The sequence below is a fragment of the Nonomuraea sp. AD125B genome (assembly GCF_041402765.1).
GTDB lineage: Bacteria > Actinomycetota > Actinomycetes > Streptosporangiales > Streptosporangiaceae > Nonomuraea > Nonomuraea bangladeshensis.
In genome coordinates this window covers 91,120-105,228 of record NZ_JBGLOU010000018.1, presented here as the reverse complement: position 1 = coordinate 105,228, position 14,109 = coordinate 91,120, and the positions used below count along the sequence as shown (strand labels likewise).

Here is a 14,109-nt window from a genome sequence, read left to right as displayed (position 1 = left end):
GCGCAAGTGTCCGGCCCGGCGGCGGCCCGATCGTCTGGACGGTCAGCCGGCCGACAGCACCAGCCGGACGGCGAAGGTGCGGTACCCGGCCCGCTCGAACGCCTTCACCATCGGCACGTTGCCGAGGTCGGTGTCGGCCGCGACGCGCTCCACGCCCCGCTCGGCGTGAGAGCGGGTGATCTCGCCGAGCAGGTCGTCCACGTAGCCGTGGCCGCGGTGCTCGGGCACGACGCCGAGGTAGCCGACGACGGGCCCGGCGTTGTTGGCCGACGGCAGCGCGACGCCCACCAGGGAGCCGTCGGCTGCCGAGTACGCCAGCCGCCACCACGACCGGTCCCCCGGCATCTCCCGGTAGTCGGCGACGTCCTGGCGCGCCTGCTCCTCCGGCGTCATGGTGCGCAGGGCCGTCCGGGTGGTGTGGTCGAGCGTGCCCTCCGCCACCCGGCGGAACGCCGCCACGAACGCCTCGTCGTCGTCATCGCCGCGGAAGACCAGCCGGCCCGACGGCTCGGGCACGGCCTCGTCGGCCGTCCAGGCGAACCTCAGGCGTTCCAGCTCGTCGGTGAGCCCGGCGCGGCCGGCGGCCTCCTTGCGCCAGCCGAGCCCGGCGGTGGCCTTCGGGTCCTCGCGCCAGCCCTCGGACAGGAACACGTGGTACGCCGGGCGGTCGCCGAACGCGGCGTGGCCGCGCTCCAGCAGCTCGGCGGCCAGCGCGACCCGGTCCCGGACGGACGGGTGGACATGGATGCAGTCGAGGGCGAGCGGCCGCCCGCCGGGGAAGCCCCACCAGACGGCGCGGGCCAGGATGTCGCCGGTGTCCTCGTCGAGGGCCAGCCAGATGTGGTCGTAGCGGTAGTTCCCGCTCTCCAGGAAGGACAGGAGGCGGTCAGGGTGGGCCCAGCTGACGGACTCGTCGACGACGCAGCCGAGCAGGCGGTCTAGGTCGTCGCCGACCGCGGTACGGAAAAGCACGATTCCTCCGAGAAGGGGAAGAGGGCGCGCGGAGCGCCCGGGGCAGTGCCGAACATCTCAGCGCCTCCTTTCTTCCGACTTTTCGGCGTCAGCGGGCACTGTATCGCAAAGAACGCGAAAGGATGGGCTCGTGAGGTCCTACGACGACGAGACGCTGCCCCTGCAGCCGCCCATCCGGCTGCCCGACGAGGCCACGCTGGCCGCGGCCGTCCGCGCCGCGCCCCTGGCGAAGGAACTGGGGGCGGAGGGCGGCGACGCCGAGGTGCTGGCCGCCTGGGCGGACCACTGCAGGGAGCGGCTGGCCGCCGACGAGGGGCTGCTGGTGGAGCTCATCCGGCTGTTCCTGTCCCGTGAGCCGGTCAAGGGCGAGGCGCCGGAGACGCTGGCGGGGCTCGGGCTGGTGCGGACGGCGGAGCCGTACACGCTGAGCTGGCTCGGCCTCTGGGCGGCCCGGCTGATCATCGCCGACACCACCGGGCAGGAGATCCCCGTCATGGGCTCGCTCGCCGGCGCCGACGCGGCCACGCTGCTGCACGCGCTGCGCTCCTACCCCGAGGCCGAGCGTGACGAGGAGCTGGCCGGCTGGCTGAAGGGCCGCGACCGGGACGACGCCGTCGCCTCCCTGGCCGCCGCGCTCGCCACGGTGAGCCCGCTCAGCCGGGCGGTCGGCGTCGAGGTGCTCTCCCACGACCTCGGGGACGAGGGCAGGCACGCGCTGCTGCGGCTGCTGGAGGAGCCGAAGCTGGGCGCGGTGGTCGCGGCCAGGACGGCGAACCCGCAGCGGCAGCCGGTGCCGGAGGAGATCGCGTGGGTGCTGGTGGACATGGCGGCGGCGCTGCTGGAGTTCGGCGACGCGCCGGACGAGGTGATCAAGTCGATCGCCATGGGGATGAACTCCGAGGAGCAGGCCGCCACGATCGCGATCCTGGCGTTCGGCGACCATCCGTGGACCGGGCGGGTGCTCCAGGTCTTCATCGACCACCATCCGGACGAGCGGATCGCGGCCGCCGCCAGGAAGGCGCTGCGGCGGCTGCGCGGCCTGTCGGACCTCCGGGGATGAGCCCGCGCGTGAGCCCGTGATCCGGTCGTGATCGGCGGCCCGCCGGTGACGGTAGAGTCGGCTCGGTGACGAAGCATACGATCTCCCCGCAGAACAGCATCCTCGGTGAGGCGTTCGCCTGCGCGTGCGGCGTCATCCTCGGCGGCCGGATGACGGCCGAGCTCCACGCGGCCGAGAACAACCTCTGCTCGGCCTGCCTCGGCTCGGCCGAGGAGGAGGTCGCCCCGGGCCTGTCGCGCGGCTGCACGTCGTGCGCGGGCAGCGGGCGGCGCAAGGAGCAGATCACCTGGCAGCTCGCCCACGCCGAGGCGGAGAACCTCATCACCATGAGCGTCGTACGCGGGATCGTGGCCCGCTTCGACGGGCCGTTCCGCCTGTCGGAGATCGCCGACACGGTGCGCACCGGCCTCGGCCTGCCCGCCGGACGGCTGCCCGTGGGCCCGCGGGTGCGCGACCTGCTGCTGCAACTGCAGGCCGCGGGCGAGATCGCCATGCTGTCGGCCCCCGACGAGATGCTGGGCACCGACATGGTCCTCTACCGCGACCCGCAGTGGCAGCGCGCCCGCACCCTCGGCCTTTGACGCCTTTCGGCGCCTCGCCGGCCGCTTCTGCCGGGAGGCTCGGGTCCTTCATCGCGGAGGTCGGGCCTTCACGGCGTTCAGTACGGTCATGAAACGGGTGAGAAGCGGCCCTATGTCCCCGGCCTGCCAGACCAGGTGCAAGGTGGTGGCGGTGCCCGCGAGCCGTCGTGCTGTCACGCCCTCCCGGCGCAGCACTCGATAGGAGTCGGCCATCACGGCCGCGCCGAAACCGGCGGCGACCAGCGCGAGGATCGTCTGCACGGTCCGGCCCCGCGCGCCGACGCGCGGCACGATCCCGGCGTGGTGGCACAACGAGGTGATCTCGTCGTGCGCGTGGGGGGCGGCCTCCCGTGGCCACAGCACCAGGGGGATCTCACCGAGCACGGAGACCGGCGCCGGCTCACGGGTCGTGGCGAGCGGGTGCCCGGCCGGCAGGAAGAGGGTCAGCGGCTCGCGCGTCCAGACCCGGGTGGCGAGGCGGGCGTCGCGGACCGGCAGCCGCTGCACCGCCACGTCGAGGCTGCCGTCCAGGATGCCGGCCGACATCTCGGCGTCGTCGAACAGCTCCACCAGGGACAGCTCGACGTCGGGGAGCTCTGCGCGCAGCCGGCCGAGTGCGTCCCCGAGTGCGCCGTTGATGCCCGATCCGGCGAACCCGACCGTCAGCCGGCCGGTCTTGCCCTCGGCGGCCAGCCGTACGTCGTGCAGAGCCCCTTCAGCGTCGGCCAGCATGCGCACGGCCCGCCGGAGCAGCGCCTCGCCGGCAGTGGTGGGAACGAGGCCGCGGCCGGCGCGGGTGAACAGCTCGGCTCCCAGGCGTCGTTCGAGGTCATGGAGCTGCCGGCTCAGGGTCGGCTGGGTCAGCCGGAGGCGGCGAGCGGCCGCGCTGATGGATCCCTCTTCGGCGATCGCCACCAAGTAGCCCAGCAGCCGCAGATCCATCCATGCCTCCACGGCATGGATGCTATATCGATCGATGCCTCGAAGTGGGCAACCGGCGTACTCCAGGGAAGAATGGAGCCGTCCCGAAGTCATGAAACGCCGGAGCCGTCGTGAAACACCTTGGAGTTCTCGCTCACAGCACGGGAGGAGCCGCCCTTTGCTTCCTCGACTTCTGTGAGGAGGGATTCCGCCGGACCGGCCGCAACGAGCATCCCGACGTCACCATGGACTACATCGCCTTCGGCTACAGCATGCCCGCCTGGGACAGCGGAGATCACGCGGCCGTCCGGGCCACCCTGGCGACCAGCGCGCAGCGGCTCGCCCGGGCCGGCGCCGACTTCTTCGTCTGCCCGGACAACACCGCCCACCTGGCTCTGGAGGCACCGGGGCCGGACCTCCCGCTGCCGGGCCTCCACATCGCCGAGGTCGTCGCGGACCAGGCAGCGGCCGAGGGGCGCACCCGTGTCGGCGTGCTGGGCACCAGGTACACGATGGACGGGCCGCTGTACCCGCGGGCGCTGGCCGCCCGCGGGATCGCCGCGGAGCTGCCGGACGCCGGCGACCGCCACCTCGTCAACGAGATCATCTTCAAGGAGCTGGTGAACGGCGTGGTCAGCGACGCGTCGCGCCAGGAGTATCTGCGCGTCATCGCACGGCTGGCCGAGCGGGGCTGCGACGCGGTCGCGCTCGTCTGCACCGAGATCCCGTTGCTGATCACGCCCGATGTCTCCTGCCTGCCGACGTTGGACTCGACCCGTCTGCTGGCCCGCGCGGCCTACGACGTCGCCGTCGGCGAGCGCGCGATGCCGGACTGGCGCGGCGGCCCCCGATGAGCCCGGGACACGCCGGAACGGAGCGGGCGCCGTCTCATCCCGAACGGCGTCTGGAGGAGCTCGGGCTGACGTTGCCGGAGCCCGTCCCTCCGGTCGCGACGTACGTGCCCGCCGTACGCAGCGGCGACCACGTCCACGTCTCGGGCCAGGTGCCGCTGCGGGAGGGGCGGCTGATCGCGACCGGCCGGCTCGGTGACACGGTCAGCGTGGAGCTCGCCTACGAGTGCGCGCGCCAGTGCGCGCTGAACGCACTGGCCGCGCTGAAGGCGGAGATCGGCGATCTCGCGGCGGTGGCCCGCGTCGTCAAGGCCCTGGTGTTCGTCGCGTCGACGGCCGATTTCACCCGTCTTCCCCAGGTCGGCGATGGGGCGTCGGACCTGCTCTGCGAGCTTTTCCGCGACGCCGGGCGGCATGCCCGCTCGGCGGTCGGGGTGGCGTCGCTGCCGCTGGGCGCACCCGTCGAACTGGAACTCCTGGTCGAGATCCGCCGACCGGCCAGCGGCTGAGCCCTCGAATCCCCGTAACCCCCGGGCTGCCGGCCCGCGGGGACAGCAACCCCTTTTCGGTCACAAGGAGGGCGTACGCATGCCCGTGAAAGTCCCGGCGGCGATCGTCGGCTCAGGCAACATCGGCACGGATCTGCTCTACAAGCTGCGCCGATCCGAACTCATCGATCCGCGTTTCATGATCGGAATCGACCCTGACAGCGAGGGCCTGCGGCGGGCGAGGGACCTCGGCGTCGAGGTGTCCGCGGAGGGCGTCGACTGGCTGCTCAGCCGATCGGACCGGCCTGCGCTGGTGTTCGAGGCGACCTCGGCGAAAGTGCACGCCGCGGCCGCGCCGCGCTACGCGGCGGCGGGGATCATCGCGATCGACCTGACACCCGCGTCGGTCGGCCCCTGGGTCGTGCCCGCCGTCAACCTCGACGATCATCTGCAGGCGCCGAACCTCAACATGGTCAGCTGCGCGGGGCAGGCGACCATCCCCCTCCTGTACGCGATCGACCAGGTGGCCGACGTCTCGTACGGCGAGATCGTCGCCACCATCGCGAGCGCCAGTGCGGGCCCGGGCACCCGGTGGAACCTCAGCGAGTTCAGCGAGAAGACCGCACAGGCCCTGACCGCCGTCGCCGGGGTGGACGAGGCCAAAGCGTTCTCGCTGATCAATCCGGCCGAACCGCCCATGGTCATGCGTGACACCGTGTACGCGAGGGTCCGCCGGAGAGACGCCGACCGGATCGAGCACGCCGTACGGGACATCGTCGCCGAAGTGCGACGGTACGTGCCGGGTTACCGGCTGCGGCTCCTGGAGATCGACGGCGACCTGGTCACCGTCATGGTCCAGGTGGAGGGCGCCGGCGACTTCCTGCCCGCGTACGCGGGCAACCTCGACATCATCACCGCCGCCGCGACGGCCGTCGCCGAACGGATCGCGCAGAAGACCCTGGGAGCCGCCCGATGATCACTCTCGTGGACACGAGCCTGCGCGACGGCATGAGCAGTGTCTCGCACCGGTTCACACCGGAACAGGTCGGCGCGGTGGCCGGCGGTCTCGACCGGGCGGGTGTCCGGGTCATCGAGGTCGCCCACGGCATCGGCATCGGCGCCTCCTCGATCCAGTACGGCTTCGCCGCCGCGACGGACGTCGAGTACGTCCAGGCCGCCGTCACCGCAGTGGACCAAGCGGACATCGCGGTGCTGTACGTGCCGGGGATCTCGACGCTCGCCGCCCTGGACGCCGTCCGCGACGCGGGCGCGACCACGGTACGGGTCGCCACGCACTGCACCGAGGCGGACTGCGCGGAGCAGCCGATCCGCCACGCGCGCGACCGGGGCATGCGCGTCATGAGCTTCCTGATGATGAGCCACAAGCTCGAACCCGCGGCACTCGCCGAGCAGGCCGCCAAACTGGACTCGTACGGCGCACAGGTGATCTACGTGGTCGACTCCGCCGGGGCGCTCGTGCCCGGTTCCGCCGGAGCCCGTGTCGCCGCGCTGCGCGACGCGGTCCGCGCGGACATCGGGTTCCACGCCCACAACAACCTGGGCGTGGGCGTCGGCAACGCGCTCGCCGCGGTCGAGAACGGCGCGACCTACATCGACGGGTCGCTCCGAGGTCTGGGGGCCAGCGCCGGCAACGCCCAGACGGAGGCTCTCGCGGCGGCGCTGGAACGTGCCGGTCACCCTGCGGGAGTCGACGTCCTCGCACTGATCGACGTCGCCGAACACCTCATCGCGCCGTTGATGACGCAACCGCAGATCGTCGACGAGACCGCGCTCCTTCTCGGCTACGCCGGCCTCTACTCCACCTTCTTCCACCCGGCCAAGCGCGCCGCGGACAAGTACGGCGTACCTGTGCGCGAACTCCTCCTGGAGCTGGGCCGACGCGAGGTCATCGGAGGTCAGGAGGACATGATCATCGATGTGGCGGCGGAGCTTTCGAGCCGGGCGCGGAGCGCGTGAATGATGAGGCCTTCCGAGATTCGAGAGGCGGCCGCCGCGCTGCTCGGCGCCCACCGGTCGGGTACGCCGATCCCTCCCCTGAGCACTGCCCACCCCGGCGCGACGGTCGCCGACGCCTACCGGATCCAGCAGGAGCAGGTGCGGTCCTGGACCGAGGACGGAGACCAGGTCCGCGGCCACAAGATCGGCCTGGTCTCGGCCGCGATGCAGCGGCAGATGGGCGTTCACGAGCCGGACTACGGCCATCTGACCGCGAGCATGTTCCGCCCGGAGCACCGGCCGATCCCTGCCCGCGGGTTCATCCAGCCCCGCATCGAGCCGGAGATCGCCTTCGTCCTCGGCGCCCCTCTCCGGGGACCCGGCGTGACCGCCGACGACGCCCGCGGAGCGGTGCGATACCTGCTGCCGGCGCTGGAGATCGTCGACTCCCGGATTCAGGACTGGAAGATCTCGATCATCGACACGATCGCCGACAACGCGTCGTCGGGGGCGGCCGTCCTGGGAAGCACGCCGATCGATCCAGCCGGCGTCGACCTGCGATCCGCGAGCTGCGCACTGCTCAGGAACGGCATGGTGACCGAAACCGGCACGGGAGCGGCGGTCCTCGGGACGCCGTTCAACGCTCTGGCCTGGCTGGCGAACGCCATCGGGGCGCTGGGAGTGTCGCTGGAGCCGGGCCAGGTCGTGCTGTCCGGCTCCCTGACCAGGGCCGTCACGATCGCGCCGGGCGACAGCGTCACGGCGGACTTCCCCGGGATCGGCCGGGTGACGGCGGTGCTGGCCTCCTGATCGACAGGCGGGTGAGCGCCATGCTCAGGCTCGGGCGCTACGCGGCGCCCTGCCTGAGCGCCGCGTTCGCCGCGTCCGGCTGGACCAGGGCGCGCTTCCTCGAGCAGGAGCCGTACCCGGTCACGGGCGGCAGATGAGCTCGCCGTGCGGGACGGACAGCCAGCCGTCCTCGGCGGCCGCCCAGGCGCGCCAGCCCGCGGAGATGCGCCGCAGGTCCGCCTCGGTGGCGGCTCCGGCGGCGAGGGCCTGGTCGGCCATGGCGGAGCCGAGGACGCGCTCCGCCCACATGCCGCCCCACCAGGCGCGGTCGTCGGGGGTGGCGAAGCACCAGGTGGAGGAGGTGGCGGTGACGTCGGAGAAGCCCGCGGCGCGGGCCCACGACAGCAGCCGCCGGCCGGCGTCGGGCTCGCCGCCGTTGCCCCGCGCGACCCGCTGGTAGAGGGCCAGCCACTCGTCCAGCTCGGGCAGCAGGGGCCACCAGGCGAAGGCGGCGTAGTCGCTGTCGCGGACGGCGACGTAACCGCCGGGCTTGGTCACCCTGCGCATCTCGCGCAGCGCCCGTACGGGGTCGCCGACGTGCTGCAGCACCTGGTGGGCGTGGACCACGCAGAAGGTGTCGTCCTCGAAAGGCAGGTCGTGCACGTCGGCGACGGCGAAGCCCACGTTGGTCAGGCCGCGGGCGGCGACCTCGGCCCTGGACAGCTCCAGCGCGTCCGCGCTGACCTCCGAGGCCGTGACGTGGCCCGTCAGGCGGGCCAGGTCGGCGGTGATCGTGCCGGGGCCGCTGCCGACGTCCAGCACCTTCATGTGCGGCTTGAGGTGGGGCAGCAGGTACGCCGCCGAGTTCTCCACGGTGCGCCAGCGGTGCGAGCGCAGCACCGACTCGTGGTGGCCGTGCGTGTAGACGGCGGTCGCCGGACGGTCCATCGCCAAACTCCTTCGTTTCGCCTCGGATGCCGTCACTCTAGCGCGTATCTCATTATTCAAGAGAGAACGTCTTACTATTCGAGACATGGCTCTCGCGGCCCTACACTGGGACACAAGGAGCTTCACAGGAGGAACCGTGGGAGAGGTCCGGCCGATCGTGCACGTCGGCGACCCCGTGCTGCATCGTCCGTGCGAGCCGGTCACCCGGTTCGGCGAGGAGCTGGCGGCGCTGGTCGACGACATGTTCGCGAGCATGTACGCGGCGGAGGGCGTGGGCCTGGCCGCCAACCAGATCGGCGTGGCGCTGCGGGTCTTCGTCTACGACTGCCCCGACGCCGGCGGCGTGCGGCACAAGGGCGTCGTCGTCAACCCGGTGCTGGAGCCGCCCGGCCTCGGCGAGCGCCGGCTCGACACCGGCGACGAGGGCTGCCTGTCGGTCCCCGGCCAGTACGCCCCGCTCCCCCGCCCCGACCGGGCCACCGTCCACGGCTTCGACGCGACGGGCGAGCCGGTCACGGTGACGGGCACCGGCCTGCTGGCGCGCTGCCTGCAGCACGAGAGCGACCACCTCGACGGACGGCTCTACATCGACCGCCTGCCCGCCAAGCGCCGCAAGCAGGTGCTGGCCGCCTACCAGGCGACACTATCCGCGATAGCGGACAATTCATCGCTATAGTGGAGGAATGACGGGCGAAAGTGTGCTGTCCAGCGGGCTGTCCATGGCCGAGCTGGGGCAGCGGGTCCGCGCCGAGCGGCGGGCGCGCGGGCTGTCGATCGAACGCCTCGCCGACCTGGCGGGCGTCAGCCGCAGCATGGTCTCCGACATCGAGCGCGGCGCCAAGACGCCGACCGTGCTCGTGCTCGACCGGCTGGCCACGGCGCTCGGCACGTCCATCGCCCGGCTGCTGGACGAGCCGGCGCACGGCGCGATGCGGGTGCTGCGCCACGCCGAGCAGCGGGTGCTGCGCGACCCCTCCGGCTGGGAGCGGCGGGTGCTGTCGCCGGTGCTCGGCGACGTGGAGTTCGAGTTCATGCGCACGACCATCGGTCCTGGCGTGGACGCCGGCGAGTTCGCGCCGCACGCGCCAGGGTCGCGGGAGTACCTCGCGGTCGAGCGCGGCAGCCTGCGGCTGACGATCGACGGGCGGGCGCACACGCTGGAGACCGGCGACTCGGCGTACTACCCGGGCGACCTCCGCCACGCCTTCGCCAACGACGGCGCCGAAGACTGCGTCTACTACCTCGCCATGGAGCTGAGCACCCCCGGACACCTGAACCATCACGGAACCACCTTGGAAGGGACAGCTCGATGACTGACCTGCGCGCCGCCGGTGAGCGGGCGGCCGCCCTCGTGGCCGCGCACCTCGCGGGCTTGCCGGACGGACCGGTGTGGCAGCCGGTCCCCGACGGCGAGCGCGCCTGGCTGAGCGGCCAGGAGCTGCCCGCCGACGGCCGGCCGCTCGACGACCTGCTCGACGACGTCCGCGCGCACGTGCTGCCGCACCCGATGGGCAACGGCCACCCGCGCTTCTTCGGCTGGGTCAACTCCCCGCCCAACCCGGCGGGCGTGCTCGTCGAGCCGCTGGCCGCCGCGCTCAACCCGAGCTGCGCGGGCGGCGACCACGCCGGGCCGCACCTGGAGCGGGCCGTGGTGCGCTGGCTGGCCGAGCTGATCGGCTTCCCGCATCCGCCCGGCGGCGGGCTGCTGACCAGCGGGGCGTCCATGGCCACGATCGTGTGCCTGGCCGCCGCCCGGCAGCGGGCCGCCCTCGCCGACGGGTGGGACGCGCGCGAGGAGGGCCTGGCCGGACGGCCGCCGTTCGTCCTGTACGTCACCGAGGAGGGGCACAGCTGCCTGCACAAGGCGGCCCAGCTCCTCGGGCTCGGCGCGCGGAACGTACGGACCGTGCCGGTGGACGCGGCCTACCGGATGGACGTGGCCGCGCTGCGCGCGATGGTGGCCGAGGACCTGGCGGCGGGGCGGCGGCCGTTCTGCGTGGCGGGCAGCGCGGGCACCGTCAACTCCGGCGCGGTGGACCCGCTCGACGCGATCGCGGACGTGGCGGCCGAGCACGGGCTGTGGTTCCACGTGGACGGCGCCTACGGGGCGCTCGGCGTGCTGGCCGAGGGCGCGGCGCCGCACTACGCGGGCCTGGACCGGGCCGACTCGCTCGCCCTGGACCCGCACAAGTGGCTCGGCGTGCCGGTCGGCTGCGGGTGCGCGCTGCTTCGCGACCCGGGGGCGGCGCGGGCCGCCTTCAGCCTGGTGCCGTCGTACCTGGTGGACGACAACGCGGGCGACCTGGGCTGGCTCGCCGAGTACGGGCCGGAGCAGACCCGCCCCTTCCGCGCGCTGAAGACGTGGGCGACGCTGTCGTCCCTCGGCCGTTCCGGCGTGGTCCGCCTGGTCGAGCACACCACGGGCCTGGCCCGTACGCTGGCGGCGATGGTGGAGCGGGCGCCCGACTTCGAGCTGCTGTCGCCGGTGGTCACGTCGATCACCGCCTTCCGGCACACGCCGGCGTGGAGCGGCGACCCGGACGCGCTCAACCGGGCGATCCCGTTCGCGGTGCAGGCGCGCGGGAACGCGTTCCTGACCGGCACCCGGCTCGGCGGCCGGGACGCGCTGCGGGCCTGCTTCCTGCACCCGGACACCACCGAGCGTGATCTGGAGATCCTCCTGGACGAGATCCGCGTGGCGGCCAAGGGCCTTTGAGCAGGTGGGGTGAGGTCCGGCCCGCTGCGGGTAGGGGGCGTTTGACATCCGTTCGGCAGAAGGAGGTCCCCATGGCGAGGACCGTGGCAGACGTGATGACAAGGGACCCGGCGGCGGTGGAGGCCGAGCAGCCGGTGTCCGTCGCGGCGGCGCTGATGCGCGAGAACGACGCCGGGGCGGTGATCGTCAACGAGAACGGGCGCATGCAGGGCATCGTCACCGACCGCGACATCGCGGTGCGGGTGGTGGCCGACGACAAGGGGCCGGAGACGCCGGTCCGCGAGGCGTGCAGCGCCTCCGTCGAGGCCGTCGGGCCCGACACCGAGATCGACCAGGCGGTCCAGCTCATGCGTACGCACGCGGTGCGCCGCCTGCCGGTCGTCGAGGACGGCCGCGCGATCGGCATCGTGAGCCTCGGCGACCTGGCGATGGAGCGCGACCAGAACTCGGCGCTCGCCGACATCTCCGCCGCCGAGGGCAACCGCTGAGAAAACTGTCGGTCGCGGCGGTTAGCGTGGCCGCGTGTTCACAGTCGAGGATGTACGACGGTTCGCGAGCACCCTGCCGCGCTCGTCGGAGCACCTGATCCGGGACCGCGTGAAGTTCCGGGTAGGCAAGATCGTCTACGTGGCCTTCTCGCGGGACGAGACGCTCATGGGCTTCGGGTTCCCCAAGGAGGAGCGCGAGGCCCTGGTGGCGGCGGAGCCGGCCAAGTTCCAGCTGCCGCGCGAGTCCGACCTGCGCTTCCACTGGGTGGTGGCGCGCACCGCCGCGCTCGACGTGACGGAGATGCGCGAGCTGGTGCTGGACGCGTGGCGCATGTGCGTGCCCAAGAAGGTCCGCGCCGAGCAGGAACTCCTCGCCGCCACCCGCCCGGCCCCCTGACCGCCCCACCCGGCCCTCTGACCGTCCCGCCCGGCCCGCCCGGCTCTCTGACCGTCCCGCCTGCCTGGGACGGGAGGCGGGTCAGGGGGCCAGGGCGAGGCGGTCGAGGCCGAGGGCGCTGATGAGGAGGCGTTCCTTGCGGTTGCCGAGCAGGCGGGCCGTCCAGTCGGTGAAGCCGCCGTCGCCCACCTCCACCCCGCCCGCGTACACCTTGAAGCACAGCCCGCTGTAGTAGCCCCTGCCGCTCTCCCGCCCCGGGTCGGGGGTGCCGCCGAGGGCCGCGGCGACGCGCTCGAGGCGTTCGTCGAGCACCGTGACCCGGGCCTCGGGCTCGCCCGCGCCGCACGCGCGCACCGCCTCGCCCAGGATGGCCAGGTGCTCGGCGGCGTGCTGGCGTTCGAAGGCGTGGTCGCCGGTGTCGCGGCCGGCGGTCACCAGCGCGAACAACGTGAAGTGCGCGAAACGGGCGGCTCCTTCGACGTGCTGGGCCCGCACGACCCGCTGCACGGCGGCCAGCCGCACCGGCTCGGTCCCGCCCGCGGCGCGGCGGCGGACCGCCGCCTCCAGGGCGAGGGCGTTGGTGGGGTCGGCGGCGACCTCGCCGTTCCTGACGGTCGAGATCACCTTGTTCTGGTCGACGGTGGCGAGGGCCGAGCACGCGCCGAGCGGCGTGACCGGGGAGAGCACGACGGGCTCGAAGCCGGGCGGGAGCGCCGACAGCGCGGCGTCCTCGGCCCGCCGCAGATCACGGAACGCGACCGCTCCGGGCGCGGCGAAGCGGTCGTTGCCGTAGCGGCGCAGCACGTCGGCGGGCGAGAGTGCGCCGGCCCTGCGCCGCATGACCTCCAGCAGCAACGTGGTGAGGTCCGCCCCGGACAGCCGTTCGGCCAGGACGTCGAGGATCTCGGGTCCGCCCGCCTGCCGCAGGACGCGGTCGAGTGCAGCGGTCGTTCGCTCAGCCATCCTCCATGCCTACCTGATCTTCGCCGGCGCCCGCGAACGCTTTTCCGCGCGCGCGGGCCGGGTCAGGACGTGGCGTCGCGGTAGAGGCCCCTGGTGAGGTCGGTGATGCGCTTGACGGAGGCGCTCCACGTGCCGCCCGCCGGGTGCGCGGTCAGCACCGCCATGACGTACCGCTCCCCCGGGCCGACCAGGCCGGTCGTGTGCAGCACGGGGCGGCCGTAGTCGGGCACGCCGGAGCCGGCGGCGCGCTGGGCGATCCACGAGACGGGCGCGCCGAGGGCCCTGGCGTCGCGGCAGCGGGTGGGCGGCGTGGTGCCGAACCCGGACCAGCCCTGCTTGACGGCGTGGGGGCGGGGCACCGCGTCGGGGATGCCGAAGGTCTGGTCGAAGCCGTCGGTGCCGCAGGGGGCGGCCCGGCGCAGGTGGCCGAGGATGGTGTCGCGGACCCGGGCGTCGGCCCTGTCGAGCAGGTAGCGGTAGGTGCGGACGACGTCGTACGCGCTGAGCGAGGTGTAGCCCCAGAAGCCGGGCTTGGACGCGGGCGGCGGCGTGGTGTCGGCGAGGCCGAGCCGGCGCGCGGTGCGCACGATGATCCGCCCCTTGCCGCCCCGGTCCCAGAGGGTGGAGGCGGCGTCGTCGTCGCTGGCCCGCAGCATGACCTTGAGCAGGTCGGCGTCGGCCCTGGGCACGCTCTTGCGCCGCTCCAGGTAGTCGATGGCGATGAGGATCTTCACCACCGACGCCGAGCGGTACTTGCGGTGGGCGTTGCGCGCCGCGACGAACCTGCCCGCCTGCCGGTCGAAGACCACCCAGGCCGCCGTCGTCCCCACGGGCACGCGCGGCGGCCCTGCGGCCGTCGCTGCGGCGGGCGGGGCGAGGGCGGCGAGGAGGGGGACGGCCGCCACCGCGGCGGCGAGGGAGGTGATGCGCATTCGCCTATAACTACCAGATCCGGCACCGGCACCCTTGACCTTCCCAC

At 73.1% G+C, this 14,109-nt stretch carries 18 protein-coding genes; 13 read left to right on the top strand and 5 right to left on the bottom strand.

The annotated features are described in order from the left end of the window. Positions 1-42: 42 nt before the first annotated feature. Positions 43-972, bottom strand: coding sequence for a GNAT family N-acetyltransferase (locus ACBR40_RS38055; protein ID WP_371251839.1), 930 nt, complete (start codon positions 970-972; stop codon positions 43-45). 130 nt (positions 973-1,102) lie between these two features. Between ACBR40_RS38055 and ACBR40_RS38050 the strand changes: the two genes are divergently transcribed. After that, positions 1,103-2,032 carry a hypothetical protein gene (locus ACBR40_RS38050; protein ID WP_371251838.1) on the top strand — a complete coding sequence of 310 codons (930 nt, stop codon included), beginning with the start codon at positions 1,103-1,105 and terminating at the stop codon, positions 2,030-2,032. Between the two features lie 65 nt (positions 2,033-2,097). Further along, positions 2,098-2,613 carry a hypothetical protein gene (locus tag ACBR40_RS38045; RefSeq protein ID WP_091084726.1) on the top strand — a complete coding sequence of 172 codons (516 nt, stop codon included), beginning with the start codon at positions 2,098-2,100 and terminating at the stop codon, positions 2,611-2,613. Positions 2,614-2,661: 48 nt separating this feature from the next. Here ACBR40_RS38045 and ACBR40_RS38040 read toward each other — a convergent pair whose 3' ends face one another. Beyond that, positions 2,662-3,567, bottom strand: a complete 906-nt coding sequence (locus ACBR40_RS38040; protein WP_371251837.1) for a LysR family transcriptional regulator — start codon at positions 3,565-3,567, stop codon at positions 2,662-2,664. A gap of 98 nt (positions 3,568-3,665) precedes the next feature. Between ACBR40_RS38040 and ACBR40_RS38035 the strand changes: the two genes are divergently transcribed. The 6 genes from ACBR40_RS38035 to ACBR40_RS38010 all read left to right on the top strand — a co-directional run bounded on the left by ACBR40_RS38035 (position 3,666) and on the right by ACBR40_RS38010 (position 7,776). Further along, positions 3,666-4,388 carry an amino acid racemase gene (locus ACBR40_RS38035; RefSeq protein WP_344206114.1) on the top strand — a complete coding sequence of 241 codons (723 nt, stop codon included), beginning with the start codon at positions 3,666-3,668 and terminating at the stop codon, positions 4,386-4,388. Continuing rightward, positions 4,385-4,894 carry a RidA family protein gene (locus ACBR40_RS38030; protein WP_344206112.1) on the top strand — a complete coding sequence of 170 codons (510 nt, stop codon included), beginning with the start codon at positions 4,385-4,387 and terminating at the stop codon, positions 4,892-4,894. The genes ACBR40_RS38035 and ACBR40_RS38030 overlap by 4 nt, the downstream gene beginning before the upstream one ends. 79 nt (positions 4,895-4,973) lie before the next feature. Continuing rightward, the gene (locus ACBR40_RS38025) at positions 4,974-5,849 is read left to right on the top strand and encodes an acetaldehyde dehydrogenase (acetylating) (protein ID WP_371251836.1); all 876 of its coding nucleotides are present in this window, start codon (positions 4,974-4,976) and stop codon (positions 5,847-5,849) included. Beyond that, positions 5,846-6,850: a 4-hydroxy-2-oxovalerate aldolase gene (gene dmpG / locus ACBR40_RS38020; protein WP_344206109.1), complete on the top strand. Its 1,005-nt coding sequence runs from the start codon at positions 5,846-5,848 to the stop codon at positions 6,848-6,850. The genes ACBR40_RS38025 and dmpG overlap by 4 nt, the downstream gene beginning before the upstream one ends. Then, the gene (locus ACBR40_RS38015) at positions 6,851-7,639 is read left to right on the top strand and encodes a 2-keto-4-pentenoate hydratase (RefSeq protein ID WP_371251835.1); all 789 of its coding nucleotides are present in this window, start codon (positions 6,851-6,853) and stop codon (positions 7,637-7,639) included. A gap of 11 nt (positions 7,640-7,650) precedes the next feature. Then, entirely contained in the window at positions 7,651-7,776 is a 126-nt protein-coding gene (locus tag ACBR40_RS38010) for a hypothetical protein (RefSeq protein ID WP_371251834.1), read from the top strand. On the opposite strand, the gene ACBR40_RS38005 is transcribed toward ACBR40_RS38010, so the two are convergent. Beyond that, the gene (locus ACBR40_RS38005) at positions 7,760-8,566 is read right to left on the bottom strand and encodes a class I SAM-dependent methyltransferase (RefSeq protein WP_371251833.1); all 807 of its coding nucleotides are present in this window, start codon (positions 8,564-8,566) and stop codon (positions 7,760-7,762) included. The two genes, ACBR40_RS38010 and ACBR40_RS38005, sit on opposite strands and share 17 nt — an antisense overlap. A 136-nt stretch (positions 8,567-8,702) precedes the next feature. Here ACBR40_RS38005 and def point away from each other — a divergent pair, with 136 nt between their 5' ends. The 5 genes from def (at position 8,703) to ACBR40_RS37980 (ending at position 12,167) form a co-directional block, all read left to right on the top strand. Beyond that, positions 8,703-9,242: a peptide deformylase gene (gene def, locus ACBR40_RS38000; protein WP_371251832.1), complete on the top strand. Its 540-nt coding sequence runs from the start codon at positions 8,703-8,705 to the stop codon at positions 9,240-9,242. A gap of 7 nt (positions 9,243-9,249) precedes the next feature. Further along, a complete protein-coding gene (locus ACBR40_RS37995; RefSeq protein WP_371251831.1) occupies positions 9,250-9,879 on the top strand; it encodes a helix-turn-helix domain-containing protein in 630 nt (209 codons plus the stop codon). After that, entirely contained in the window at positions 9,876-11,282 is a 1,407-nt protein-coding gene (locus ACBR40_RS37990) for an aspartate aminotransferase family protein (RefSeq protein ID WP_371251830.1), read from the top strand. Before ACBR40_RS37995 ends, ACBR40_RS37990 begins: the two co-directional genes overlap by 4 nt. Positions 11,283-11,353: 71 nt before the next feature. Beyond that, complete coding sequence (locus ACBR40_RS37985; protein WP_344206097.1) at positions 11,354-11,770, top strand: CBS domain-containing protein; 417 nt, start codon at positions 11,354-11,356, stop codon at positions 11,768-11,770. A gap of 34 nt (positions 11,771-11,804) precedes the next feature. Further along, complete coding sequence (locus tag ACBR40_RS37980) at positions 11,805-12,167, top strand: MmcQ/YjbR family DNA-binding protein (RefSeq protein ID WP_371251829.1); 363 nt, start codon at positions 11,805-11,807, stop codon at positions 12,165-12,167. Between the two features lie 81 nt (positions 12,168-12,248). On the opposite strand, the gene ACBR40_RS37975 is transcribed toward ACBR40_RS37980, so the two are convergent. Together ACBR40_RS37975 and ACBR40_RS37970 are read right to left on the bottom strand one after the other, a co-directional pair. Continuing rightward, the gene (locus ACBR40_RS37975; RefSeq protein ID WP_371251828.1) at positions 12,249-13,130 is read right to left on the bottom strand and encodes a hypothetical protein; all 882 of its coding nucleotides are present in this window, start codon (positions 13,128-13,130) and stop codon (positions 12,249-12,251) included. Between the two features lie 62 nt (positions 13,131-13,192). Further along, positions 13,193-14,062: a hypothetical protein gene (locus ACBR40_RS37970; RefSeq protein WP_371251827.1), complete on the bottom strand. Its 870-nt coding sequence runs from the start codon at positions 14,060-14,062 to the stop codon at positions 13,193-13,195. Positions 14,063-14,109 lie beyond the last annotated feature (47 nt).

Coding starts and splice junctions, on each gene's coding strand:
- ACBR40_RS38030 (WP_344206112.1), top strand. CDS start 4,385: ATGAGCCCGGGACACGCCGGAACGGAGCGGGCGCCGTCTCATCCCGAA.
- ACBR40_RS38025 (WP_371251836.1), top strand. CDS start 4,974: ATGCCCGTGAAAGTCCCGGCGGCGATCGTCGGCTCAGGCAACATCGGC.
- dmpG (WP_344206109.1), top strand. CDS start 5,846: ATGATCACTCTCGTGGACACGAGCCTGCGCGACGGCATGAGCAGTGTC.
- ACBR40_RS38015 (WP_371251835.1), top strand. CDS start 6,851: ATGATGAGGCCTTCCGAGATTCGAGAGGCGGCCGCCGCGCTGCTCGGC.
- ACBR40_RS38005 (WP_371251833.1), bottom strand. CDS start 8,566: ATGGACCGTCCGGCGACCGCCGTCTACACGCACGGCCACCACGAGTCG.
- ACBR40_RS37995 (WP_371251831.1), top strand. CDS start 9,250: ATGACGGGCGAAAGTGTGCTGTCCAGCGGGCTGTCCATGGCCGAGCTG.
- ACBR40_RS37990 (WP_371251830.1), top strand. CDS start 9,876: ATGACTGACCTGCGCGCCGCCGGTGAGCGGGCGGCCGCCCTCGTGGCC.
- ACBR40_RS37985 (WP_344206097.1), top strand. CDS start 11,354: ATGGCGAGGACCGTGGCAGACGTGATGACAAGGGACCCGGCGGCGGTG.
- ACBR40_RS37975 (WP_371251828.1), bottom strand. CDS start 13,130: ATGGCTGAGCGAACGACCGCTGCACTCGACCGCGTCCTGCGGCAGGCG.
- ACBR40_RS37970 (WP_371251827.1), bottom strand. CDS start 14,062: ATGCGCATCACCTCCCTCGCCGCCGCGGTGGCGGCCGTCCCCCTCCTC.